This is a genomic window from Tepidibacillus sp. LV47, from assembly GCF_048381575.1.
GTDB lineage: Bacteria > Bacillota > Bacilli > Tepidibacillales > Tepidibacillaceae > Tepidibacillus.
Map to the genome: position 1 here is coordinate 57,042 of NZ_JBLWIF010000007.1, position 24,480 is coordinate 81,521.

At 37.0% G+C, this 24,480-nt stretch carries 23 protein-coding genes and 1 pseudogene; 9 read left to right on the plus strand and 15 right to left on the minus strand.

Features of this window, described 5'->3' with window-relative positions; genetic code table 11:
• Positions 1–46: 46 nt before the first annotated feature.
• Entirely contained in the window at positions 47–847 is an 801-nt protein-coding gene (locus ACMW72_RS09055) for a metallophosphoesterase (protein WP_418368511.1), read from the minus strand.
• Positions 848–1,136: 289 nt separating this feature from the next.
• The gene (locus ACMW72_RS09060) at positions 1,137–2,093 is read right to left on the minus strand and encodes an L-lactate dehydrogenase (protein ID WP_418368512.1); all 957 of its coding nucleotides are present in this window, start codon (positions 2,091–2,093) and stop codon (positions 1,137–1,139) included.
• Between the two features lie 225 nt (positions 2,094–2,318).
• Here ACMW72_RS09060 and ACMW72_RS09065 point away from each other — a divergent pair, with 225 nt between their 5' ends.
• Positions 2,319–2,822, plus strand: a complete 504-nt coding sequence (locus tag ACMW72_RS09065) for a DoxX family membrane protein (RefSeq protein WP_418368513.1) — start codon at positions 2,319–2,321, stop codon at positions 2,820–2,822.
• Between the two features lie 41 nt (positions 2,823–2,863).
• Here the strand turns inward: ACMW72_RS09065 and ACMW72_RS09070 are convergent, their stop codons facing one another.
• Both ACMW72_RS09070 and ACMW72_RS09075 read right to left on the minus strand, forming a co-directional pair.
• Positions 2,864–3,079, minus strand: a complete 216-nt coding sequence (locus ACMW72_RS09070; protein WP_418368514.1) for an SE1561 family protein — start codon at positions 3,077–3,079, stop codon at positions 2,864–2,866.
• 27 nt (positions 3,080–3,106) lie between these two features.
• Positions 3,107–3,532, minus strand: a complete 426-nt coding sequence (locus tag ACMW72_RS09075; RefSeq protein ID WP_418368515.1) for a DUF1284 domain-containing protein — start codon at positions 3,530–3,532, stop codon at positions 3,107–3,109.
• A gap of 220 nt (positions 3,533–3,752) precedes the next feature.
• Here ACMW72_RS09075 and ACMW72_RS09080 point away from each other — a divergent pair, with 220 nt between their 5' ends.
• The 5 genes from ACMW72_RS09080 to ACMW72_RS09100 all read left to right on the plus strand — a co-directional run bounded on the left by ACMW72_RS09080 (position 3,753) and on the right by ACMW72_RS09100 (position 8,609).
• Positions 3,753–3,941 (plus strand): hypothetical protein, encoded by a 189-nt coding sequence (locus tag ACMW72_RS09080; protein ID WP_418368516.1) that lies wholly within the window; start codon positions 3,753–3,755, stop codon positions 3,939–3,941.
• Between the two features lie 10 nt (positions 3,942–3,951).
• Positions 3,952–4,200 (plus strand): spore coat protein, encoded by a 249-nt coding sequence (locus ACMW72_RS09085; protein WP_418368517.1) that lies wholly within the window; start codon positions 3,952–3,954, stop codon positions 4,198–4,200.
• Positions 4,201–4,361: 161 nt separating this feature from the next.
• Positions 4,362–5,981: a methyl-accepting chemotaxis protein gene (locus ACMW72_RS09090; RefSeq protein ID WP_418368518.1), complete on the plus strand. Its 1,620-nt coding sequence runs from the start codon at positions 4,362–4,364 to the stop codon at positions 5,979–5,981.
• A gap of 36 nt (positions 5,982–6,017) precedes the next feature.
• Positions 6,018–7,922 carry a DUF294 nucleotidyltransferase-like domain-containing protein gene (locus ACMW72_RS09095; protein ID WP_418368519.1) on the plus strand — a complete coding sequence of 635 codons (1,905 nt, stop codon included), beginning with the start codon at positions 6,018–6,020 and terminating at the stop codon, positions 7,920–7,922.
• A 3-nt stretch (positions 7,923–7,925) separates the two neighbouring features.
• Positions 7,926–8,609: a PolC-type DNA polymerase III gene (locus ACMW72_RS09100; protein ID WP_418368520.1), complete on the plus strand. Its 684-nt coding sequence runs from the start codon at positions 7,926–7,928 to the stop codon at positions 8,607–8,609.
• Between the two features lie 19 nt (positions 8,610–8,628).
• On the opposite strand, the gene ACMW72_RS09105 is transcribed toward ACMW72_RS09100, so the two are convergent.
• The 3 genes and pseudogenes from ACMW72_RS09105 to ACMW72_RS09115 all read right to left on the minus strand — a co-directional run.
• Positions 8,629–10,395 carry an ATP-binding protein gene (locus tag ACMW72_RS09105; RefSeq protein ID WP_418368521.1) on the minus strand — a complete coding sequence of 589 codons (1,767 nt, stop codon included), beginning with the start codon at positions 10,393–10,395 and terminating at the stop codon, positions 8,629–8,631.
• A gap of 116 nt (positions 10,396–10,511) precedes the next feature.
• Entirely contained in the window at positions 10,512–10,982 is a 471-nt protein-coding gene (locus ACMW72_RS09110; protein ID WP_418368522.1) for a low molecular weight protein-tyrosine-phosphatase, read from the minus strand.
• Between the two features lie 39 nt (positions 10,983–11,021).
• Positions 11,022–11,336: pseudogene (locus ACMW72_RS09115) on the minus strand (patatin-like phospholipase family protein); the annotation flags it as partial.
• 352 nt (positions 11,337–11,688) lie between these two features.
• Between ACMW72_RS09115 and ACMW72_RS09120 the strand changes: the two are divergent.
• A complete protein-coding gene (locus ACMW72_RS09120; RefSeq protein WP_418368523.1) occupies positions 11,689–13,242 on the plus strand; it encodes a plasmid pRiA4b ORF-3 family protein in 1,554 nt (517 codons plus the stop codon).
• A 264-nt stretch (positions 13,243–13,506) separates the two neighbouring features.
• Here ACMW72_RS09120 and ACMW72_RS09125 read toward each other — a convergent pair whose 3' ends face one another.
• A complete protein-coding gene (locus ACMW72_RS09125) occupies positions 13,507–14,955 on the minus strand; it encodes a tryptophanase (RefSeq protein WP_418368524.1) in 1,449 nt (482 codons plus the stop codon).
• A gap of 477 nt (positions 14,956–15,432) precedes the next feature.
• Here ACMW72_RS09125 and ACMW72_RS09130 point away from each other — a divergent pair, with 477 nt between their 5' ends.
• Positions 15,433–16,338, plus strand: a complete 906-nt coding sequence (locus tag ACMW72_RS09130; protein WP_418368525.1) for a DUF4405 domain-containing protein — start codon at positions 15,433–15,435, stop codon at positions 16,336–16,338.
• A 242-nt stretch (positions 16,339–16,580) separates the two neighbouring features.
• Entirely contained in the window at positions 16,581–17,993 is a 1,413-nt protein-coding gene (locus tag ACMW72_RS09135; RefSeq protein ID WP_418368526.1) for an MFS transporter, read from the plus strand.
• Positions 17,994–18,054: 61 nt separating this feature from the next.
• Here the strand turns inward: ACMW72_RS09135 and ACMW72_RS09140 are convergent, their stop codons facing one another.
• The 7 genes from ACMW72_RS09140 to ACMW72_RS09170 all read right to left on the minus strand — a co-directional run bounded on the left by ACMW72_RS09140 (position 18,055) and on the right by ACMW72_RS09170 (position 24,455).
• Positions 18,055–18,288, minus strand: coding sequence for a diguanylate cyclase (locus ACMW72_RS09140; RefSeq protein WP_418368527.1), 234 nt, complete (start codon positions 18,286–18,288; stop codon positions 18,055–18,057).
• A gap of 147 nt (positions 18,289–18,435) precedes the next feature.
• Positions 18,436–19,902, minus strand: coding sequence for an HD domain-containing phosphohydrolase (locus ACMW72_RS09145; RefSeq protein WP_418368528.1), 1,467 nt, complete (start codon positions 19,900–19,902; stop codon positions 18,436–18,438).
• Positions 19,903–19,921: 19 nt separating this feature from the next.
• Positions 19,922–20,029: a chemotaxis protein CheW gene (locus ACMW72_RS09150; protein WP_418368529.1), complete on the minus strand. Its 108-nt coding sequence runs from the start codon at positions 20,027–20,029 to the stop codon at positions 19,922–19,924.
• Positions 20,030–20,637: 608 nt separating this feature from the next.
• A complete protein-coding gene (locus ACMW72_RS09155; protein ID WP_418368530.1) occupies positions 20,638–20,910 on the minus strand; it encodes a late competence development ComFB family protein in 273 nt (90 codons plus the stop codon).
• Positions 20,911–21,295: 385 nt separating this feature from the next.
• Entirely contained in the window at positions 21,296–22,696 is a 1,401-nt protein-coding gene (rlmD, locus tag ACMW72_RS09160) for a 23S rRNA (uracil(1939)-C(5))-methyltransferase RlmD (protein ID WP_418368531.1), read from the minus strand.
• Between the two features lie 127 nt (positions 22,697–22,823).
• A complete protein-coding gene (locus ACMW72_RS09165) occupies positions 22,824–23,726 on the minus strand; it encodes a diacylglycerol kinase (RefSeq protein WP_418368532.1) in 903 nt (300 codons plus the stop codon).
• 9 nt (positions 23,727–23,735) lie between these two features.
• Positions 23,736–24,455 carry a sirohydrochlorin chelatase gene (locus ACMW72_RS09170; protein WP_418368533.1) on the minus strand — a complete coding sequence of 240 codons (720 nt, stop codon included), beginning with the start codon at positions 24,453–24,455 and terminating at the stop codon, positions 23,736–23,738.
• Between the last annotated feature and the right edge of the window lie 25 nt (positions 24,456–24,480).

Sequence of the window (24,480 nt, forward strand, 5' to 3'; positions counted from 1 at the left end):
CCATCATATCACTTTTTCTTTTGGGATCATAGGTTTAGAAAAAAACTTACGCTCTGCCAAAGTGTTTGGTAATCGGGTGTTCTTGATCATTGGCATAATTCTCTTTGGCATCCACTTGCACAATCTCCATTTCAGGATAACGCAAAAATGTTAATCGCCCACCAAAGACACAACCCTGATCAATGTTGATGGTGCGATTAATGACTTTTGCCTCTGGCTTAGGATCATGTCCCCAAATAATCAGTAGATCATTGCGATGATTCACGGTCCAGTCTTTACGGATTGGTCTCCCTTTTTCATCAACACCATCTGTATCGCCATAACGAGTAAACGAACGGATCGCATGAGTATCTTTGCCAATATCTTGATCACGGATTCCTGCATGAACGGCGACTGCTAGATCTTTCCCTCTATCTGTAATGATGTAATGAGAGGGCAAAGATAATAAGAATTTTTTCATTTCTTCTTTAAAGACTTCAGCCTTTTCTTTCCCATGTTCTTTTTCGTATCGTTCAAGTTCTTCAACAAATCGTTCATCCCCGTTAGCCATTGTGACATTTCTTCCCATTAGGTAGCGAACCACTTTCCAATTATGGTTTCCATCGATGGCATAGGCTTGCTTGTTCTTCACCATTTCCATCACAAGCCGCATTACTTTTAGAGAATTAGGACCGCGACTCATCATATCGCCTAGAAATAACAACTTGCGCCCATTTGGATGGCGGTACGACCCATCTGGTTGTCTTTCATAACCTAAACGATCCATTCCTTCTATTAACTCATCATAACAGCCATGAACATCGCCAACGAAATCAATTCCATGATCTAGCGGTATATGAAAATTCATCAACTCACCCCATTTATTGATCTTCTTTTTATTGTTTTCTTTTTTCATTAGAAGTATAAATTTTGTTTCATTCGTTTTACTAGATAAAAAGAGGCTTGTATGTTCTATAAGTTGTGACTTTCGCTAGCGAGCTTTCTTTTCGACTGTTTATTCAAAGAAAGCCGTAAGGTTAGGAGCAGCGTTAGAACATACAAGCCATTTCATTTTTTTGAAGAGAGTAGTCAAAAGAAAAAAACTCTTTCTTGTCGAAAAAAAGAAGATCGAAATTCATATGATTATGTATAAAATTTTATTTCTCCGAAGGTAAAGTAATTTGGGCGATAAAACGTTTTAATTGGTCTGCTGATTGTTTTAATAATTTCTCTTCTTTTTCAGAAAGGGGGATATCAAGCACTTCTTCAATCCCATTTCTTCCTACTACACTTGGAATTCCTAAAACGACATCATCAATTCCTTTATAGTTGCTTAAATAAGCGGAAACAGGAAGGATCGATTTTTGGTCACCCAAGACTGCCTCACAAATTCTAGCTAACGAAAGGGCGATGGCATAGTAAGTAGCCCCTTTCTTTTCAATAATTTGATATGCAGCATTTTTGGTTTGTTGATAGATTTTTTCCTTATCTTCTGTTGACAAATAGCATCGAGAGGCAGCATCTGCTTTTTCTTGATTGATTCCTGCAATATTTAATAAGCTCCAAACCGGTACCTCACTATCCCCATGTTCTCCGATGATCATACCATGAACACTTCTTGGGTCGATATTCATCTTTTCCGATATCAAATAGCGAAAACGAGCACTATCTAATAATGTACCTGAACCGATGATTCGTTCTTTTGGTAAATTTGATAGTTTTATGCTGACATATGTGAGTATATCCACAGGATTTGCTGCGATTAAGAAGATCGCTTCTTGGTTATATTTCATCACTTCTGAAAAGATCTCTTGGAAGATGGAAACATTTCTTTGTAATAAGTCAAGACGAGTCTCGCCAGGTCTTTGAGCTGCCCCTGCAGTAATGACAATAATATCTGCATTTTTACAATCGGGATAATCTCCAGCATATATTTTCATAGGTTGTGCCAAAAGTAAACCATGGTTTAAATCTAGGGCATCCCCTTCAGCCTTATCTCTGTTTTTGTCAATGATCACTAATTCATTGGCTAACCCTTTTAAAAGAACTGTATAAGCAAAAGTAGAACCAACTGCACCGCTCCCTATAACGACAATTTTGCTGTGATTATTCATGATCAAAGATTCCTCCTTTTTCTTTCCTACATTTATCACTTTACATAAAAAAGATGTGTTTTTTCATAACAAATTCAAATTGTAATGATTTGTTCAAAAGTTTGTGAACAAATTATGGCTTAATGGGTAAGATTGTGCTAGGTTTGAAAAGTCATTCTTATATATATAATGCAAGGGGATAAAAAAATTATTCCTTGCAAAATTAAATCTGATGGGAGGGACTTTATGGTGGTACGTTGGCTTCGAGAAAATTTTTACGCCTCAATCATTCTCTTGATCTTAAGGCTGTACCTTGGGTGGCAATGGATGACAGCAGGATGGGAAAAACTAACTGGTGAAGGTCCATTTGACGCATCAGGATTTTTAAAAGGAGCTTTAAAGAAAATGGGTGGAGAACATCCATCTGTATCTCAATGGTGGGGTAGCTTTATTGAGAATTTTGCCTTACCAAATATTGGATTCTTTAACTTTGCAATTCCTTGGGGTGAATTTTTAGTAGGTTTAGGACTTATTCTTGGTTGTTTAACAACAGCAGCAATCTTCTTTGGCATGATGATGAACTTCTCTTTCCTTTTTAGCGGTACGGTTAGCTCTAATCCCCAAATGGTACTACTCAGTATTTTTATCATTGTAGCAGGTTTTAATGCAGGACGTATTGGCTTGGACCGTTGGGTCATTCCTTATCTTCGCACATGGTGGGGAAATGTAAGAAAGAAACAAGCTGACTAACCATTTATAGAAATAATCTAATTATTTTTAGAAAGGATAGCCTATTTTACGGTTACTCCTTCTTTTTTTGCCGTTTCATGACGGAAATGAAACATATTGGTTTTGACAATTAAATCTTTTAATTCTTCAGCAATATACTGAAAATCCTCCAACTGAATTGAATCAGGATTTAATTGATCAACCATATATGTAATTAATTGCAATTTATCTTTAATATATTGGAGTTGTTTTTTCTTATCATATATTGGTTTTGACATCGATATCACTCCTCCTTGCATCAGAAATCAAAACTCTTGCCTTTTTAACCGTTCAATACCCTCTTTACAAACGCCATAGCCTAACCATGAGCATCCTTCACAAATTACATCTAGATCGTTTGGTTCTATTTTTTCTTTTGTCCTTTGTAATAGTTCTCTTTTGCTATAGATCCTACCTGCTTCAAGTTCTAACTTTTTTATCACCTTTTGATCCATTTCAGTAACATGTTGATTGGAGTTCTCATCTTGAACACACTTGTTATTTCCACGATGTGGACAACTTTGACAGACATCGTCTAGCTGATTCACAACACGGATGAGTATATCGGTATTGTTTAAATTATCCCGTAATATTAATGAAATTTTTTCCATTTCCTTCACAAAGGTTTCACTATAACCCATTCCCTGAAATCCATGGATACAGAGAAGATGATGTCCTCTAATTGTAATCATTTGTCCCTCCCCTTTTAAATCTCTTTAAGATACCATTTGTTAAGATTTCACTGTTAAACGTATTCATTCTACCATATCTCCAATATGTTCTTCATCAACTTTTCTGCCAAAATTGAGCCTAATTTCATTTTCCTCCAAAAATGATTCAATTTTGAAGAATAAATTAAATGGATTTTTCACAAATTACAATTGTATTCTTAATCAGAAAGGAGAAGTCGTAATGCATCAACAACTTACACTAATGGAATTACAGAACCTAAGGGAATTAATCAGTGCCCATGATTTAGGTTATCAAAAATTACAAGAATATGCGAACCAAGTTACTGACCCACAAATCAAACAAATGTTACAACAATCTTCACAATCCGCACAAAACACCAAACAAAAATTAATGTCATTCTTACAATAGGGGGATTATCATGCAAGAAAAACAAATCGTAAATGATGTATTAAACCAATTAAAAGGAAGCCTTGGAAATTACGCACGTGTAATAGCAGAAACTTCAAATCCTCAACTAAGACAAACCTTGCAACAGATTCGCAATTCTGACGAACAATTTCAGTTTGATTTAGCTAATGTTGCAACACAAAAAGGGTATTACAAACCCGCACAACCTGCAACTCCACAAGAGATTCAACAAGTGAAAAATGAATTAAGCCAAGCTTAAATACATGAAAGGTAAATAAAAGAGGTGACGAAATGTCATCTCTTTTTTATTATAAATATAAATATCGGAAAATTTAAAAAAATTTCAGAGGAATCCATGCTTTTATGCCGAATCTAATCATATAATGAAACAAAACTTGCTTCACAAAAGGAGGGACAATGTTGAATCGTAAAAAATCTCTTCAAGGTAAACAAGCCAAACAAGCACTAAAAAAAGTTATTCACGTCGGCGAAAAACTTACTCCCATCATTGAAAAAGATCCAGACCTTGTAACAAATGAAAAAGTAATACGCGAGCTTTTGGAACAATTTTTAGGAAAAGATGAATATTTTGTGCTCGTCGATGAAAATGGTTGGGGAATTATCCATACTAACCGCTTACGGGAAGGAACCCATTTTGATGATGAAGTGGGGCAAAAATCAGCCAAAACCAAAAAACCTTTACTTCAGATTTATCATCGCAATACAGGGGAACTCCTTATCGATGCCTCTTGTCCTGTTTATCGAGATCAAAACCATTCGTATAACTTACGATTAGGTCGAATTGTCAACAAACCATACTTACGTCCATCAATTTACGCGTTGGGACTCCTTCCTTTGCTCGTTACCTTCATTAGTTTATCATTTTTTCATTTTGAAAGAAGTTTGCTCTCCCTCCTTATTGGTCTGATTAGTTCTCTCATTGTTTCTACATGGTTTCAATTATTCATGGTTAAAGCAATTGAACAATGGCATCAAATGACGAGAGCTATTTCAGCAGGTGATCTTACGAAAAGAGTAAAGAAAACATTTTGGAAAGATCAGTTTCACCAAATGGGATATGAATTAAATAAAATCGCAATTGGTATGCATACCATCTTAACTGAATTAAAAAATGCTACGTTTCATACGAAAAGCTTCACGGTCAAACAGGCCAATTATATAGAACAGTTATCTGAAACTTTTCAAGAACTAACATCTACAATGGAAGAATTCAGCGCTGGTACCGAAACCCAATTACAAGCTCTCGCCCATATGGAACAAAATATTCAAGATGCACTTCAGATCACGAAATCCATTCAATCATCCATTCAAACTAGTGTTGAACTCTCGCAAAACGCTTCAAATACTGCAAAAAATGGTACAGAAGCTGTGCAACAAACTTCAAAACAGATGGAAAAAATAAGGGAATTAATTCATGCGTCTTCTCTTGCAAGTCAACGAATGAATCAACGAATGACTGAGATCTCGCAAAAAGTTTCTGCGATCACGAAAATTGCAAAACAAACCAATCTTTTAGCACTTAACGCATCCATTGAAGCTGCTCATGCAGGGGAAGAGGGTCGTGGATTTGCCATTGTTGCTGAAGAAATACGAAACCTAGCTGAAGAAACAACAAGCTTTGCCAAAGAAGTTCTTCACCTATTAGAACAGGTAAATGCAGAAAGTAGATCATCAGTTCAATCTGTTTTACATGGAGTAGAAGAGATGGAAAAAGGAATGGAACTTGTCAAACAAGCAGGAACTGCGATTGAGCATCTTAATGATGTCGTCGTTCATACGAAAGAAAATGTGGTACAAAATGAATTCCAATCCTATCAGTTAATGGAACACTATCGAAATATCGAACGTTCGATCAAAGAAATCATGCATATTTCCTATTCTTTTACCCATGCGGCCAAAGAAGTAAGTTCGGCCATGGAACAGCATAGCCATGATGTCATTCAACTAACAAAGGATGCGGAAAATTTGAAAAATCAAACACTATCATTAGAAAAAATTGTAAACCGGTTTACCTTGTAGCAAGAAGGATCGGTATCCTGAATAGGAGATGTTGTTATGACAACTACTCTGCTTTCATTTTTAAAAGGAATACCTCCATTTTCCCATTTACCTGATGAGGAAATTAAAAAAATCATCTCAGTCTCTCAACAAGTCCGTTTTGAAGAGCAGCAAATTGTCGTTCATCAAAACGAGAAACAGGTAGATCACCTTTTTGTGGTTCTAAATGGATTAGCCAAAAATATGATCGTAAATGATTCCCAAGAAGAAATCACCATCAAAACCTATAGCAAAGGAGAAGTTTTTGGGCTGATTCATGCAATGTCTGGTGAAGGATTCTCATATACCATTCAGGCTGTCAATGAGGTGGAATTTTTACTCGTACCGATTACGATTTTTGAATCTTTAATGGCAAAATACCCCTTTTTTACCGAAGAAGTTGCTCGATTAATTACAAAGCGTCTTCAAGAGTTATATAAACATTTGGAAAAAGAAACATCTATCTCTTTTAAAAATCAAAAAGGTTCACCTTACCGAAAGAAAGTCATTGAATTCATGAGTCAGCCTGTTCTTACTTGCCAAAAAGATGATCATCTATTAGAAATAGCAGAAACCATTCTTCGCCAGAGGGTTGGGTCAATCATTGTTCTTAATGAACGCCAATCCCCAATTGGTATTATTACAGAAAAAGATCTGATTCAAGCTTTTACTATGCTATATAATCATCATTCGAGTGATAAAACTACGATTAAAGCAAAAGAAATCATGACCTCCCCGCTTGTTACCATATCTCCTGATGCTTTCTATTTCGATGCGCTACATCTTATGTTAAAACATAACATCAAACATCTACCTGTTGTTGATCAAGAAAATGTAGTTGGGATTGTCTCCACCAAAAATTTAATCCATTCCTTTTCGAATCATAGTTTTCGCTTGATCAAAGAAATTGAATCGGCGACTACGTTAGCAGAACTTATGCCGATAAAATCTCAAGTCAATCAAATGCTACAAGAAATGATCCAACAACATGCTACTCCTAAAGAATTAGCTGCCATTATTACAGAGATGAATGAACGAGTGACGAAGAAAATCATTTCGATTGCTGAAAAAGAGATGATAAGGGATGGGTATGGTACTCCACCGGTCCCGTATTGTTGGTTAAGTCTAGGAAGTGAAGGGCGCAAAGAACAAACCTTACAAACGGATCAAGATAATGCCATTGTTTATGCCGATGTTCCAGAAGAAGAGGAAAAAAAGGTTGATCAATATTTTACAAAATTAGCTGAAAAGATTGTCACCTACTTGGACCAATATGGTTTCCCCAAATGTACAGGTGGAGTCATGGCAACCAATCCAAAGTGGAGAAAGAGCCTTAGTCAATGGATCAACTCGATTCATTTATGGTATCAAAAACGCAGTCCAGATATGATTCGCCAATTTACTATTTTCTTTGATTTCCGCCCGATTTATGGAGATTATTATCTTGCTGAACAACTTCGAAATGTTTTCCTCGATCAATCACAGCCACCTATTTTCCTTCACTTACTTGCTGAAGATGAATCGAGAATTGAAGTTCCAATCAATCGTTTTGGTCGATTTATAACCAGAAAAGGAGAACAACAAGGGAAAATCGATATGAAACATGGTGGGATCTTGCATATTGTCAATGGCTTGCGAATGTTAGCTTTTAAATATGGAATTATGGAAACGAGTTCTTGGGAAAGGATCGAGGCATTAAAAGAAAAAGGAATACTCACTTTCGATGAAGCAGATGAAATTACTCAAGCCTTTGATGATTTCATCATTTTGCGAATAAAACATGTTGATTCCTTTATCAATCCTCACCATTTAACAAAAAAAGAGCGGATTCAATTAAAAAAAGCACTAATGACAGCCCGTTGGTTTCAACAATGGTCCATTCGCCATTTGGCAATGCCTGGTTCACATTTGAGGGGGTTTTAATGTATGGCATTGTTAAAGAAAAATCATCAACTTTTTCATGAGATTCAACCATTACTCATTCCTAAAAAAGAAATGGTCGACCCTGATCATCGCTTAAAAGAAATCGAATATGTCGTCTTTGATACGGAGACAACAGGTTTTCATCCTTATGCAGGGGATCAGATTATTGCAATAGGGGCAGTCAAGCTTGTCAGAGGGCAAATCACAGAAACATTTCATACTTATGTAAATCCTTTAAGAGAAGTCCCCAAAGAAATTGAAATCTTAACAGGAATTACGAACCTACAATTAAAAGATCAACCTTTCATCTTAGAAGCAATATACCAATTTCTCAAATTCGCTCATCAATCCTACTTAGTTGCCCATAGTGCCGATTTTGACCTCCACTTTTTAAATATTGCACTTAAAAAACATTTAGGACTAAAAGTACGACAACCGATTATCGATACTATGAATATTTCCTTTCATCTCTATCCAAGATGGGAGTCTCATGAGTTGGATCGGTTATTAGCATATTATCAAATCCCAATTATTGACCGCCATACTGCACTTGGCGATGCAAAGATGACTGCTAAACTTTTTCTATGTTTTTTGGATCAATTAGAAGAGCGAGGAATCACAACAGTTGGTGCATTAAAAAGGAGCATGCCAAGCGTATGCCGACAAGCTCCTTATCTAAAATTTTAAGGTTGATTTCCATACCTTTCTATTTTGAATTTGTTACTGGTAGATGAATCGTAAATGTTGTCCCTAAGCCTGATTGACTATCTACCGTGATCTTCCCATTTAACTCTTGAATGATTTGATAGCTGATCATTAAACCTAACCCTGTCCCTTTTTCTTTCGTCGTGAAAAATGGAGTGCCCAACTTTTCTATTGTTTTCTGATCCATCCCGATTCCTGTGTCCTGAAAGAAGATCATAATTTGCTGATCTGCCATCTCATATCGTGTTGAGATAGTTAGGGAGCCCCCCTGTGGCATTGCATCGATTGCATTTTGTATGAGATTAATAAAAACCTGTTTAATAAAAGTTGGATCAAGCACAGTTTTTGGAACGGGCATTAAATCTTTATCAATCAGAATATTCTTCATTGGCATTTGTGATTCAAACAGTAATAATACTTCATCAATCACTTGATTAAGATCCGTCGGTACATTATGAAACGAAGTGTTAGGTTTTGCAAAGGTTAGAAAATCAGTAATGATTCGATTTACGCGATCGATTTCTTGAAAGATAATGGGGAAATAAGGTTTATCCTGCATTATTTTTTCTTCATTCATGATTTGGAGAAAACCGCGAATCGTGGTAATGGGATTGCGAATTTCATGAACAAAACCAGCTGCCAACTCCCCAGCTGCTTTCAGCTTTTCCGATCGAATCAGTTGTTTTTCCCGCTCTTTTAGTTGTTCTGTCATAAGGTTAAATGTATGGTTTAATTGGTTTAATTCTTGATATGTATCAATATTTAATGGTTTCACCTTTTTCCCTTTCGCAAAATCAGAAGTTGCTGCTACCAACTGATTAATTGGTAAAACAATTGATCGAGCCAAAGGAATTACAGCTAATATGATCAATGTCAACATGACACCAAATAAAATAAGATATTTTATTAATAGTTGTTTTAATGGCGTATAAAATTCATCTTTGGTTACGGAAACACCAATATACCAATCGTGTTGGAATCCCTTTGTCGGTTTAATACGGGTAAAAGCATTCACCGTATTTTCCGTAGTCGAATAGAATATTTGTTTGTTTTTACTAAGCTCCTCTAATTGATTTAGATCAAGATGGTTCTTCTTAAAGAAATTTTCTTTTAAAATTTTTGCTCGGTTAGGGTGTGCGATATAGTCACCATTCCTATTAATTAAGAACGCATAAGCAGATAAATTCACATTTTTGCTTTCATTCGCAAATTGATCCATCGTTTTATATAATTCATTAAGATTGATTGCCGGGGAGACAACCCCAATGATCTCTCCCTTTTGATTGGTGATCGGACCAGCTAATGTTAAAAGGGGTTTATTTAAAGCAGGAGATAAGTAAATATCTGATATATATATATTTCCATGAATTGCAGGTTGAAACCAACTTCGTTTACTTAAATCTTTGCCGATGACTCCTTCATTGGTATCATAAATAACGATCCCTTGATCATCGGTTAAGATTGCACCCTCATAAATGGTATGAACCTGAACGAATTTCTTTAATTCTCTCTTAATATCCTCTATAGAAGCATTGTTTTTATTCAATAACTCATTTTCTTGTAATAGGTTTACATCCATTAATCGTTCTGAGATAAAATTCTCAATTTCAACAGCTAGATTATTAGATAATAGAAATAAATTCTGATCCATTTCTTTTGTTAATGATTCTTTATGCGCTTGGTAGGAGATATATCCGACAAAGATCATCGGGACCATACTAATAAACAGAGCAAAAAGCAATAAACGAGAATACAATGTCTTCGCCATTCAATATAATCCTTCCATAATTAAGTAGTATATCTGCATCTGTATCTATCTTTATTCTAATTAAACATAAATTCGACATAGTTCTACATTTTCCTGCTTTTTTTTTAAAAAAAAGGTTATATTTCTTGGCGTTCCCTGATAAAATCCAGCAAATGTTTACACCCTTCTGTCACCAACTGATACACATAGTCAAACCGGCCAGTATAGTAGGGATCTTCAATATCTTTTTCATTGAAATGAGGAACGAAGTCAAGTAATCTTGCAATATACCCTGTTTCTTTTCCACCTGCTAATTGCCGTAATGAGTCCAAGTTCCCCTCATCCATTGCTATGATATAATCGAACTCTTTTAAGTCGTTTGGACGAATTTGCCTTGCAAAAATTCCTTTGTAACTAATCTGATACTGGTCAAGAATGCTTCTTGTACCATGGTGAGGTTGTTCGCCCTCATGCCAATGGCCAATACCTGCTGAATCAACAGATATTTTATCTTCTAAACCTTCTTTCTTAACCATATCAAGAAAAACAGCTTCAGCCATAGGTGAACGACAGATATTCCCTAAACAAACGAATAAGACTTTGACCATGCTATCCCTCCTAAATAGATGAATCTATTGTTATTATGAAAGGTCTTCGATTTTAAGATCTCCAAGTCCTTTTTGTTCCAATAATTGAATGAGTGTTGAGTAAATTTTGTTTCCGGCAAAAATTCCACGCTTTAAAATGCCAATATCGATTAACCGATAGGATGGAGTTGAAAGAACAAATTCCTCAATTTCTTCAATATCGATTCCCGCGGCAACCAATCCACCTATGGCACTACCCATACTGGTACCAACAATAAAATCAAGGGGAATTTGATACTGTTTAAACACTTTTAACACGCCTATATGAGATAAGCCGCGTACCGCTCCACCCCCTAATGCGATTCCCACTTTCATGCTGATTCTTTCCTTTCGTTTTATACCTTGACCATTAAGCAAGAGCTTCAGTACGGAAACTATAATAGTGCTTATTATTCAAAAATTCATAGATCAAGTTCCATCATCATATCGTATGCTGTCCATTTACTGACGCCTATCAGTTTTGCTAATGTCTCATTTAATCGAATCCAAAGTGAGATACATTCGGTTCAAATCCGATTTGTTGACAAGTATTTACAACAATCTTTCGTATCTAAAAAATACGATATCATCCGTTCGGTAGTTTCTTAAACTTCAAAAGAATGTGTATAATGGTAACAGGAACAAGTTGAATATTTTAAGGGAAAACGTAAAAAAGGAGAACGATAGGATGATTTACCAGTTAAAAATCACCTTGCAGCACACGTCACCTCCTGTCTGGAGGAGAATTCAGCTAGACAGTAAAACAACGTTCGCGACACTTCACGAGTTACTCCAGATTGCATTTGATTGGCTGGGTTACCACATGCACACTTTTGAAGTGAAGGACCCTCATAATCAGATCATCTATATCGAACCCGTTGAAGTAGAAGAGGATGCTTTTGGATTTTTTTACAATAAAGTGAAACTGGATGAAAAGGAGGTCATTCTTGAAAAGTTTCTAAAAAAAGAAAAGGACAAGTGTATCTATATCTATGATTTCGGTGATGACTGGAGGCACGAGATTGTCCTTGAAAAGATAGTGGAACCCGAACAAGGTGCCACCTATCCAAGATGCATCAAAGCAATGCGCCTTGCACCTGAGGAAGACAGTAGTGGTTTCTGGGTCGAGGATGAAACATCAGAAAAAGTGGACAATAAACAGCTTGCTGAAGAGATCAACAAAGTGTTTCAATCGTTCCAAAAGGAAGCGGTAGCCGAATCGAATGCTGGATCAGATTTAACCGATTGGCAGCGGCTCTTCGACTACGCGATTCAATTCAAGAAGTTGAAGCCATGGGAATGGTTGTCAGACAATCAAATCATTGCTGTAAAGCTTCCTGACACGGGAGAATTCACCTATTGCTGTGTCCTCGGTGAGATGGGAGAAGAATTCGGGCTTGCCATCTATCTGGGTAATGACGGTTTGATTTCGTTGCAAAAAATCATGAGCGGTTCAGAAAACTTCCATAACATTGTTACCCGGCAACGTTCGATCCTCGTTTCATTTACAGATAGGGATGAGCTTGAACAGTGGGATTATGACCTGATCAAGCGGTTGGGCCTGACATTCCGAGGCAAGAAGCAATGGCCGTTATTCCGAAGCTTCAAACCAGGTTATTATCCATGGTACATTGATGAGCAAGAAGTGAAGATTGCCAGTATTGCATTGGAGCAGGTTTTGGATGTTGCCGTTCGCACGGGTAAGGATGATCAATTGGTTCCTGATTCAAGGAGTGAACAGTGGTTTGCTAGGATTCCTGTTGCAACAGGCGGCCAACTGGAATGGCGAGACGCTACAATAACACCTGAAGTCATTGAAAACTCTACACCTTCTGAACTGTATGTGTCAGAGTTCGAATTAAAGCAACTGCGGAAGAATGTGAGCAAACGCCTCAATGCGGTAATTGAATTCGGAACGTTTTATTTCCATGAACCGGTTCAGGATGAAAAAGGCCTACGTCCCTATTACCCAAATGTGGTGATCGGAGCCGATCAAAAGAGTGGACTCATCTTATATTATAAAATGATCGGGCAAGAACGCTTTGAAGAACAGTATCAGCATACGTTTCTTAAGATGATCCAACAGCTCGGGCAGATTCCACAAGAAGTCTGGGTGGAGGGTACGGAAAGCTTCAACATCCTGCAACCTGTTTTCAAAGCCTTATCAATCAAGGCTTTGCAAGCAGACAAGCTTCGGTTAATACAAGAGATAAAAAAGCATATGATGGAGCTCAACATATAATTTGCTTGTTACAAAAGGGATTGGTATAAAAAAAGAGCTGCCTTTACTATTAGCGGGAAGGCGGCTCTTTTAATTACTATTTTTATTATCTTAATCTATATCAATTTTTTTCCATCAAAATGAATAATAGGAACTTTAAGCAAGTCCGAAATTAATTCATGAATCAATGCTATAGGTAAGAAAACGATGATGCTTAGTAGGTTATGCGCACATTAAAACAGCTTCTCTTCTTTAAGAGAAACTGTCTAGGGATTGTCATTTAACTTACAAACTATCTCCAAAATCCGCTTTAAATTTATTTACTAATTTAGATGGCCAATCAGAAGTCACAGTCAATCTTCCAAAGAAGAAACGTAAAACCTTTGGCTCATCGACAAACTTTAAGCCCCCAATTAGATTCCGATTTTCATAAAGCCATGAAATACGGTCGATGGCATATTTCACTTGGGATAATGTAAAAACCCGTCTAGGCATGGCAAGACGTAAGAGTTCCATATTGGCCAATGTTTCATTTCCGTTTTCGTCTCTTTGTTCCGATAGAGTTCCTCTTTCCATTCCACGAATACCGCTAACAATATATAGTGCAGCAGCAAGCGCACCAGCTGGATATTCGGTTTGCGGAAGATGATCGACAAACTCCATTGCGTCAATATGACAGCCCAATCCTCCTGCCGGTGTGACAACAGGCACCCCTTTTTTCTGAAGCTCTTCCACCATATACGCAATAAATTGTGGACCTTGATTGATCATATTTTCATCCATCGTTTCTTCAAGACCTACCGCAATAGCCTCCATCTCACGAACAGACATTCCACCATAAGTGAGGAACCCTTCGTAAAGGGTGACGTACTCACGCATTTTCATATAGATCTCTTTACTATTGGTGCAGATCCCCCCACCTCGTGCAGATCCGAGTTTTCTTCCAGAGAAGTAGATGATATCTGAGAGATCTGCTATTTCCCGTGTAATTTCCCGAATGCTTTTTGTTTTGTATTTTTCTTCTCTTTCCTTAATAAAATAAAGATTATCTGCTAACAAGCTCGCATCTAATACGAGCAAAATGCCATACTCATCACAGACTTTACGAACTTCATGCATATTTTCAAGCGAAAAAGGCTGGCCACCAATTAAATTCGTACCCGCTTCTAAACGAACAAATGGAATTTTTTCAGCACCATATGTTTCTATCAAATCTCTTAGTTTAGCAATATCCATATTTCCTTTAAAAGGATAATCACTTCGAACCTTTAACGCCTCATTTGTAAATAGTTCTTTGACAGAACCACCATTTAACACAATATGTGCCAGAGTTGTGGTAAAATGATAATTCATTGGAATGATTGAACCTTTTTCAACAAAGGTTTGAGCAATAATATTCTCACAAGCCCTCCCCTGATGAGCAGGTAAGAAATACTCTTTCCCAAATATTTCTTTAATTTTATTCTCTAACCTCGTAAAAGTTTCAGAACCGGCATAACTATCATCCGCTTCCATCATAGCCGCTTGTTGCTTATCACTCATGGCATTAACACCGCTATCTGTAAGCATATCTAGATAAACATCGCGGTTTTTTAAAAGAAATGTATTATATCCTGCTTCTTCTATTGCTTTTACTCGTTGCTCGATTGGGGGTAAATTTAACTTTTGTACAATTCGAACCTTATGCATCTCTAATGGAATCTTTTCTTCATTATAAAACTTAATATTCAACATTTGCTTCCACTCCCATTTCTTTATTTTTAGTTGCTTTTGCGATTTTTAGCTTTTAAACTAAACAGCTTTAAAGTAACATAGTATAAATTCATTCTAACGCAGATTGATCTATTTTAAAAGGAAAAAATACATTGTTTTCCAAAGCTAATAGGAGATCAAGACAAAAGCAAAATTAGAGCCCTTCCAGTCTTGGAAAGGCTCTTATATGTGTGCCCAGTTGTCTGAGGTACACTACCAGTATTGACAGCAGCAACATTTTCATTCTTGGATTGAGGTTAAAAATTAATTTTGATAGATTTTTTTATTGTTTGAGAATCAAGTTTTTCATCATCGTTGATAAAGTCATGTTTAATAACACAAGAATCATAGTTTTATTCTTTTTTGACATTCCCCTGACACATATTGTAGGTATATATGAGATTGTAGCTTCAGAAAATGCAAAAAAATTACTAGATTAACAGAAGGAGGTCCTAAAATTTGAAAAAGAAAAATATGATTAAGTTTGGACTAGATATAATAATGGCTGTTACCTTCGTATTATTATATAATATACAAGTATTAGGAGGATTAACGTTTCACGAAGTTGCAGGGTTATTAATCGCAGTAGTATTTTTCACCCATGTCTTGCTCAATTGGAAATGGGTAAAAAAAGTCACGGTTAAATTGTTTGATCACAAGTTGCCTCGTAAAACAAGATTTGGTTACTTTTTAAACTTAATGCTGTTAATTACAATGGCCTTTATTATAATCAGTGGTATTTTAATTTCAAGAGTTGTATTCCCAAATATCAACGTTGGAAATGAACAATGGTTTAAAATTTCTCATATGTCAATTTCGTATTTATCACTTATATTAGTGGCAGTTCATATTGGATTGCATTGGAAATGGGTAATAGACGTTTTTAAAAATATCGTTAAATTCAAAACACCGAAACCAAGTTTAGGGATTTTAGCAAAAGTAGCAACAGTTGCTTTATTAGCGTTTGGAATTTATCAAATGTACTCAACAAATTTCATAATAAAGTTGCAAGGAGTTGCAAACGTGTTTAATCTTTCTTCTACACAAATACCAGAAAGCGGCATTAAAGGGGTAGATGGGCTATTTGAAAGAGCGTATCCTCCAGAAGGTGGATTCGAAAAAAGAGATGGGCATTTTGAAAGACCCTCCCCTTCAGAAGGTGGATTTGAAAGAAGAGATGGTAAATTTGAAAGACGTTACTCTCCAGACAGTAGCATCAAAGGGAGAGATAAACATTTTGAAAGTCCAAACGCTTTAGGCGTTATCGTTACGTATTTTGGGATTATGTCTGTATTTATTACCATAATTTACTATATTGATAAATTTATAATGAGGAATAAGCGCAGAAAGAAATTAACCAATTAATTATTGAATCTCCCACAGTTTCTTATCAAGAAGCTGAAATGCTTTTTCTAATAACTCCTTAGGCACATCTGCATATCGGTCTCCAATTCTTACTTCGCAATAACATTCCTTTTCACTTATTTCTCTTAAGAGATTGGTTAAACCAATACCTGTCTCATTATAAATTATCAGAGCAAGAGCAGAACCAACTGAGGAATTGATTAAACAGAATTTTAGGTAATTTAGATTAGAGGAGGACAACAATGTTTGAAACCATTAAAAATACCGCTCATTACCGCTGGTATGTATTAGCTACAGTTTCCGTTGGTACCTTTATGTCCACCTTAGATAGCAGTATCGTTAACGTTGCATTGCCAACCATTTCAAGTCAACTTCATTCAGATATTTCCATCCTACAATGGGTGGTTACAGCCTATCTACTCACCATTTCTAGTTTATTACCAGTTTTCGGCCGCACTGCTGATATGTTTGGACGAAAAAAGGTCTATTCCCTTGGTTTTCTAATCTTTATTTTAGGTTCATTACTATGCGGTTTTGCAGATAATATTTGGTTTTTGGTAGGATCTCGAGTTTTGCAAGCAGTGGGTGCTTCCATGTTAATGTCTAACAGTGCTGCTATTATCACTGCTATTTTCCCATCCAATGAACGAGGTAAAGCACTTGGGCTAACCGGAACCGTTGTTGCACTTGGCAGTCTGACAGGTCCAGCTCTTGGCGGTTTGCTCATAGGTTTGACGAGCTGGCGTTCTATTTTCTTCATTAACATTCCTTTAGGAATCATTGGTTATCTGGCAGCTCGTTTGATTCTCCCTAATGATGAATCTCGAAAAGCGCAAGAGAGCTTTGATTTTATCGGAGCCATTACCTTTACAGCCGGGATGATTAGTTTACTCTTAGGAATTAATAATGGTGAAGATTGGGGTTGGACTAGCTTATCGGTATTATTTAGCTTGATTATAGGATTGGCTCTACTGTTCGTATTCTTCATCAATGAACGTAAGACGCAACACCCTTTGATTGATTTATCACTATTCAGTAACCGTCCTTTCATGATAGGCAATCTTTCAGGTTGGTTATCTTTTGTAGCTATGTTTGCTAATAACATGCTTCTTCCATTTTACTTGCAACATATTCTTAATTACACTCCTTCTCAGGTAGGATTATTGATGACGGTTTTTCCGATAACGATGGCTATTGTAGCTCCAATTAGTGGTCACGCTTCAGATAAATTCGGCCCCATCGTACTCACAACTAGCGGCTTGGCTATTACCGGTCTAGGTTTATTCTATTTTTCTACCCTTTCGGCTACGGCTCAATTTTATCAGATCATTCCTGGTTCAATTCTCATAGGATTGGGATCTGGGATGTTTCAATCTCCTAATAATAGCAGTGTAATGAGTTCAGTTCCGCCCCAAAAACTTGGTATTGCAGGAGGAATTAACAGTTTGGTTAGAAACTTGGGCATGATTATAGGTATTGCTTTTTCAGTATCGTTATTTGAGGCCTTAGGTGGTGTTACCAAACCGAATCCTGACCAAATATCAACATTCTTGTCAGCCTATCATTCTGTGATGTTAGTTGCAATGACGATTGCCTTTGTCGGTGCAATAATTTCCTTAAACCGGAAAAGTTATGCAATGGCGAAAAATAATTGATTGCATGAACAAATTTTATTGGAGGCTAATGCTGTCTTTGGTAAATAGCATAATAGCACCGTTATAACGGTGCTATTTGCATATATTTAACTTTATTTCCCAAGCAGTAACCAACCACTCCGAAGCTGGCAGTAACTCTGCCCACGCCCGGTATGTCCATACGGCTTAAATTTACCCGAAGTTCTTCCGCTAAAATCACACCTTTATCAGCTGTTGTATCCGGCAGAAGTATAATAAATTCCTCTCCACCCCAGCGAACCAGGATATCAATTTTGCGGATCCTATTTTTAATCATGGATATCAGCTAAACCTGCCTCATAAACTGCTCTCGGCATGCCGTAAACAACACAAGATTCTTCTTACAAACATAAGTTGCCCACTTGCAGTTCACTTTTAGCAAGGTATAAAGCAATGAGTAGCCTTGCAATTGGCAACCCAGCCGTCATAGTGGTTTCACCTTAATATTTTCCTTTGTCTTGATATCTAAAAAGATATCTACTACTTGCGGATCAAACTGCGTCCCTGCATTCCTTCTTATTTCAGCCATTGCTTCCTCCTTGCTCAGCGCTTTTCGGTATATCCTGTCATTGGTCATGGCGTCATAGGCGTCTGCCACAGCCAGAATACGGCAGAATAAAGGTATCTCTTCCCCTTTTAAGCCCCGGGGATAGCCTTCGCCGTCCCAGCGTTCATGGTGGTACAAAATGTATTCGGCAATAACCGCCAGTTCCGGGGTATTTTGAGCGATGCGGTAACCAATTTCGGAATGTTTTTTTATTTCTTCCCATTCTTCCGCAGTCAAAGGCCCGGGTTTATGCAAGACACTTTCCCTGATTCCTATTTTACCGATGTCATGTAGCACTGTCAGAAGAGCCAGTTCATCCAGTTCTTTTGCGGAAAGGTTCATTCTTCTTCCTATCATCAGGCAATCATTTTTCAGACGTTGAGAATGCTCCTCCGTTTCCGTGCTTTTGGCATATAGGGTGGCAAGCAGGGTGTTGATCAAAGACTTGTGGTAGCTTTTTTCCTCCATTAATTTCCGCCTGTACATCCATTCCTCGGCTTCTTTAATGACTTGCTCAAGGTTTTCCGAGGCTTGTGCCTTCACTGCATACCCCATGGCTATGTTCAGTTGTGCTTTTCCATCGTTTGCTTGCAAACACATGTTTTCGATTCTCTCAATGATTTGTTCTGCGATTTCAGTTGTAGCATGTGGCAGAAGAATGAGAAATTCATCCCCGCCCCAGCGGGCGATGATGTCTTCTTTCCGACAGCTTTCCTTTAATATCTCTGCTACTTTTTTTAAAAGCTTGTCCCCTTCCTCGTGACCAAAGGCATCGTTAACCAGTTTCAACCCGTTGACATCAGCCATGATTGCCACTAAAGGCATCTCTTGAGACATTTCCAGTCGATTGATCTGTTCTTCCATGAACTGCCGGTTATAAAGGCCGGTCAGTGAATCATGATAGCTTAAGTTGAGGATTTTTTCCTGCCAAGCCTTCTCTTGCATGACATCCCGAAAAACCATGACCACTCCGAAGATTTCTCCTTTTTCGTCTTTGATAGGTGCAGCACTGCTAGCTATTGATATCTTACGCCTATCTTTAGCGATCAGGGCAGTATGGTTAGTCAAGCCGATGATTTGCCCTGTCTCTAGCACTTTCTCTATCGGGTTTTTTGCTTCTTCTCCTGTAGTTTCGTCAACAAATTTAAAAACCTTAACAAAGTACCTGCCTTTTACTTTCTCCTCACTCCAGCCAGTTATTTCCTCCGCTACCCGGTTAAGGGCCGTTATCCTACCTGTCTGGTCGGTGGTGATCACCCCGTCGCCAATGGAAAGAAGGATGGTTTTATGCAATTCTTTTTCCTTTTCCTCCATGGTTTTTATCTGCATCTTTTTTTCATTCATCCTGTCCACCCCTTTCTTTTCAGAAGGTTAGCGTCCGAATCTTTTTATTTACGATCACTAGGTTAAATCTATTTTCGAGGTTGATTACAGGGATGATGTTTCCCCGCAGATTAATTATGCCTTGCATATATTGTTCAGATTTTTAAATAAAAATCAAAAGGCCTATTTTACACCGCTGAAATTTACATATTTTTCCAGCTAGAGAAAATAGGCCTTTCTTTTTATTGAGTTTATTTTTTACGTTTGCGCAACAAAGAACTGATTTCCGATTTTTTGAAATTAATACAGGTATTACCCCCCCCCCCCCGCAAGGGAACGAGTGTTCTGTATGTTCTATTTATGTATTCAATCGTTTTCATTGCCGAATCAGTCCTTCCTTTGGGTCTTATACTCCGCATAATCCACTGTCAATATCTTATGTTTCACCGTCTAGGCTAAATTTTACTTTAATCTTTACTCAAATCAGCTGTATACACTAAAAGCCCCTGTACACGAATTGCATAGAGGCTTTCATACAACCGGCTGCCATAGAATTATGTGCTCTATGTTAATATTAATCTAAATTTTTACTATATTTTTGTCAACATATTTCAACAAATTTCTTTGTTTTTCATGATATTTTTCATTTCTAGTTAACGGAATTATCTTTTTAAGAGAAGAGAAAAAGAGGAGCAAAATTTGTTTGTTCCAATTGTGGCCCTGCATATAATCCAGTTCATGATGTAATATGCAGCGCTAGTGAGTTTGATGCCGTGGTTCTTTAGACACTACTTCTATTGCTTTCGTTACTTCTCTAATAATGTCTACTCCATATTGCGATTCCATTTCCTTAACCTTAGTAAATAATTTACCTTTTTCCGTTACAGTATATTGCGGTGGTAAATTATTTAATGCGTATGCAGTCATATCTAGCCTGCATTTTTCACATTTACACACATTTTTATACTTTTTCAATACTTCATCAATATACCGATAAACTAATTCTTCCATATAATTATATAGCTTCATAACCCTCTCCCTTTCATATAAGAATATTATTTGAAAAACACGCTCAATCATTTTTTACCACTAGCCGTGAAACAAACTCCCTCCACAAGCAACGTAATTAAACCAATCTTATTTTTAATACTTTATTATTATTTCTCATCACCACTATACAGGTAAATCAAGGATTTTAAAGGAAATTGTTTTATTTATCATTACTTTTTGTTACTCACAATATCATATGAAAATGTCATCACCGTTGGCAAATAGTAGGCAAAGCCAAATATAAAACAAAAATTAATATTGAAAAGTTTATTAGATAATTGATTACTATTACTTTTGAAAGCCAACTTTCAAATTAAAAGAGAACAATCAGTTGAAATATTTGAAAATATGATTGATATTTTTATTACTCAAAACCCTTGATTTTACTGGTAAGTAAGCAAACAGTTTCTACATGCATTGTCTGTGGGAACATATCCACTGGCTGAACCTCTACTGTCTTAAACCCTCCATCCTCTAGCACCCTCAAATCCCTCGCCAGAGTGCTTGGATTACAAGATACATAGATCATCCGTTTAGGCCTAAGCTTGATAATCGTTTGCAATAATTCTTCATCACAGCCTTTTCGGGGTGGATCTACCACAACAACATCAGCTTTTATCCCCTGTTCCACCCATTCAGGTATCACTTTTTCTGCCGCCCCTACTTCAAATGTCACATTCTTAATCCCATTTATCCTAGCATTATTCCATGCATCTTTTATCGCCTCTGGGACGATTTCAACACCATAGACATGTTTGGCTTTTTGGGCGAGAAAGAGTGAAATGGTGCCAATTCCGCAATAAGCATCAATCACGTTTTCATTCCCAGTAAGCTCTGCATATTCTAAAGCTTTTTCATAAAGGACTTTAGTCTGTTCTGGATTAACTTGATAAAAAGACCTTGGCGAAATCGCAAATTTCACATTGCCGATGGTATCGTAAATGACATCTCTTCCCCATAATGTAATGGATTTGAATCCTAAGATGACATTCGTCCGCTCTTCGTTGATATTTTGAACTAAGCTGGTTAGGTTTGGGATTTCTTTCACAATTCGTTCAACAAGCTTATCCTTATTTAGAAAGTCTTTACCATTAGTAACGAGAATCAACATGAGTTCCCCAGTATTCACAGCCACTCTAGAAACCACGTGACGTAAAATCCCTCGATGTTCGATTTCATTGTATGCAGGAATTCCTAATTCACTGGCAATTCTCCGAACCGTTTGTACCATGACATCACTTTTTTCTTGCTGGATGATACATTCCTTCATGTCGATAACGTCATGGGTTCCTTTGGCATAAAACCCTGCGATTAATCCCCTTTCCCGCTCTGCAAATGGCACTTGCGATTTATTCCGATAGCGCCATGGATTTTTCATTCCTAATGTTGGGTGGATGATGACATTGGTTAGTTTTCCGATCCGTTCTAAGTTATCTTTCACAATTTTTCGTTTTTGTTCTAGTTGCCCTTGGTAAGAAAGGTGTTGAAGTTGGCAACCGCCGCATTGTTTGTAAATCGAACACCTAGGTTCTATCCGATCAGGACTTTTTCGTAAGATTTCTATTAAACGGCCAAATCCGTAATTTTTGTTCACCTTTGTTACCTTTACTTTTGCTCTTTCTCTAGGAAGTACTCCGGAAACGAACAAAGTATATCCTTCATATTTACCAATTCCTTCACCGTTATGACTAAGATCGGTGAATTCCATCTCAATGATTTGATTTACTTTTACCGGTGCTTTTTCTTTTGCTTTCTTCTTTGCCATGATAAATCTCCTTTTTTTGCGATTATTGTTTATTTTAGCATATTGATCCACCAAAAGAAAAAAGCAGAACGTTAACAACGCTCTACTTCTTTTACATGGATTCCAGTCGGGTTACTCAGACTGGATTTCATTTATGGCTATTTCTATCAACAAACACATCTAAATGCTTTGGAAGAATTTCATATTTCCCCGGTAATTGCCCTCCTAGTTCACCATCTAAATTGACAAGAACGGGGTCAGGACCATAAGAAGTAACTTTTAGAGATCGGGATTTAAAATGAAGAATCTTGGGATCATTAAGATGTTCCCCTTTCAATGCTAAGGAAGCAAGACGAACAAAGTCTGGTAAATTGGTTTTCTTTAAGACAATGACATCAAATAACCCGTCTCTTAAATCTGCATAAGGTGCTAGCTTCTCAAAGCCACCGACAGAGTTACTATTCGCAATGAGAAACAGCATGACTTCTTCCCGATAAACCATATCTTCTGTTTCGATTGTAATTGGAATAGGTTTCAAAAAGGGAAGTTTTTCAATTCCGCGAACATAGTAAGCTAATTGTCCTAAGATCGTTTTTAGTTTGCTTGGAACTTCATAGGTGAGTTCCGTTAATGTTCCCCCGCCGGCAATATTAATAAAATATTTATCGTTATATTTCCCAATGTCAATTGGTATACTAAATTGTTCGCCAATAATCATCGCCGCTTTTTTATAGTCTTTGGGAATGCCTAGAGCCCTTGCAAAATCGTTCGTTGTTCCTGCTGGGATAATGCCTAGTTTTGGGCGTTTTTCATAGGGACTTAAGCCATTGACCACTTCATAAAGGGTTCCATCCCCACCTGCTGCAATGACGATATCAAAGTCTCGTTCTACTGCATCTTTTGCTGCTTTTGTGGCATCAAATTCTCCTTTTGTTGCATAACATGAAGTTTCTAACCCGTGACTCTCGAGAATATCTAAAATGTCCGCTAGTTGTTTTTTTAAATCCTCTCTCCCTGATGTGGGATTATAAATGAAACGAGCACGTTTCATTGGAATCACCTATTCCTTAGTATAATATTGATCAATCTGTTCCTGAATCCACTCTGTTATCCAATGATTGGGCAAGTAAGCCTTTCCGTTATACTTTACAGGATACCATTGAATCATTGCAGGTATCCTTTCCTCAGTAAAAATCCCTCTACTTAGAAAAAGTGGAACGACCAGAATCTTTTTTGAAGTTCTTTTTAATTCTTCTAATCGCTTTAAAATGGTATTGGGTAAAAAGGTAGCATAATCGATTTGTTGAAAATTTGTCTTCTCTTTTATTTGTTTCGTTAAACTCTCTAGAATTTCCTTCCACTTCTGTTGAAAATCATCTTCATCACTGCCATGTGCAATCATCAGTAGCGATTCTTGGTTGCAATTATCAGAAAGTTCCTTTGCTTGGTCGATAATATGTTGAACAACGAGAGGGTGATCATTCATACAAGATCCAAAAATAAAAGTAAATTCTTGTTTATAATGAAATAATATTTTTTGAATCTCGCCAATATGAGTACTACCAGAAGAAACAAATAATGGGATGACAAAGACTTCTTTGATTCCAAATCCCCGTAATTGTCGGATCCCATCTTCAATCAGTCTCCCTTCTACCTTTTCTAAAAATGAAAGAACGATTGGACTAGGAGACTTTAACTTTGTGATCATCTGATCAACATATTCTATCCATCTCGGATTACTGGAACCATGGCCAATGATCCAAATCCCTTTTTTACCCATGTTAAATCTTTCCTTTATCTGGTTT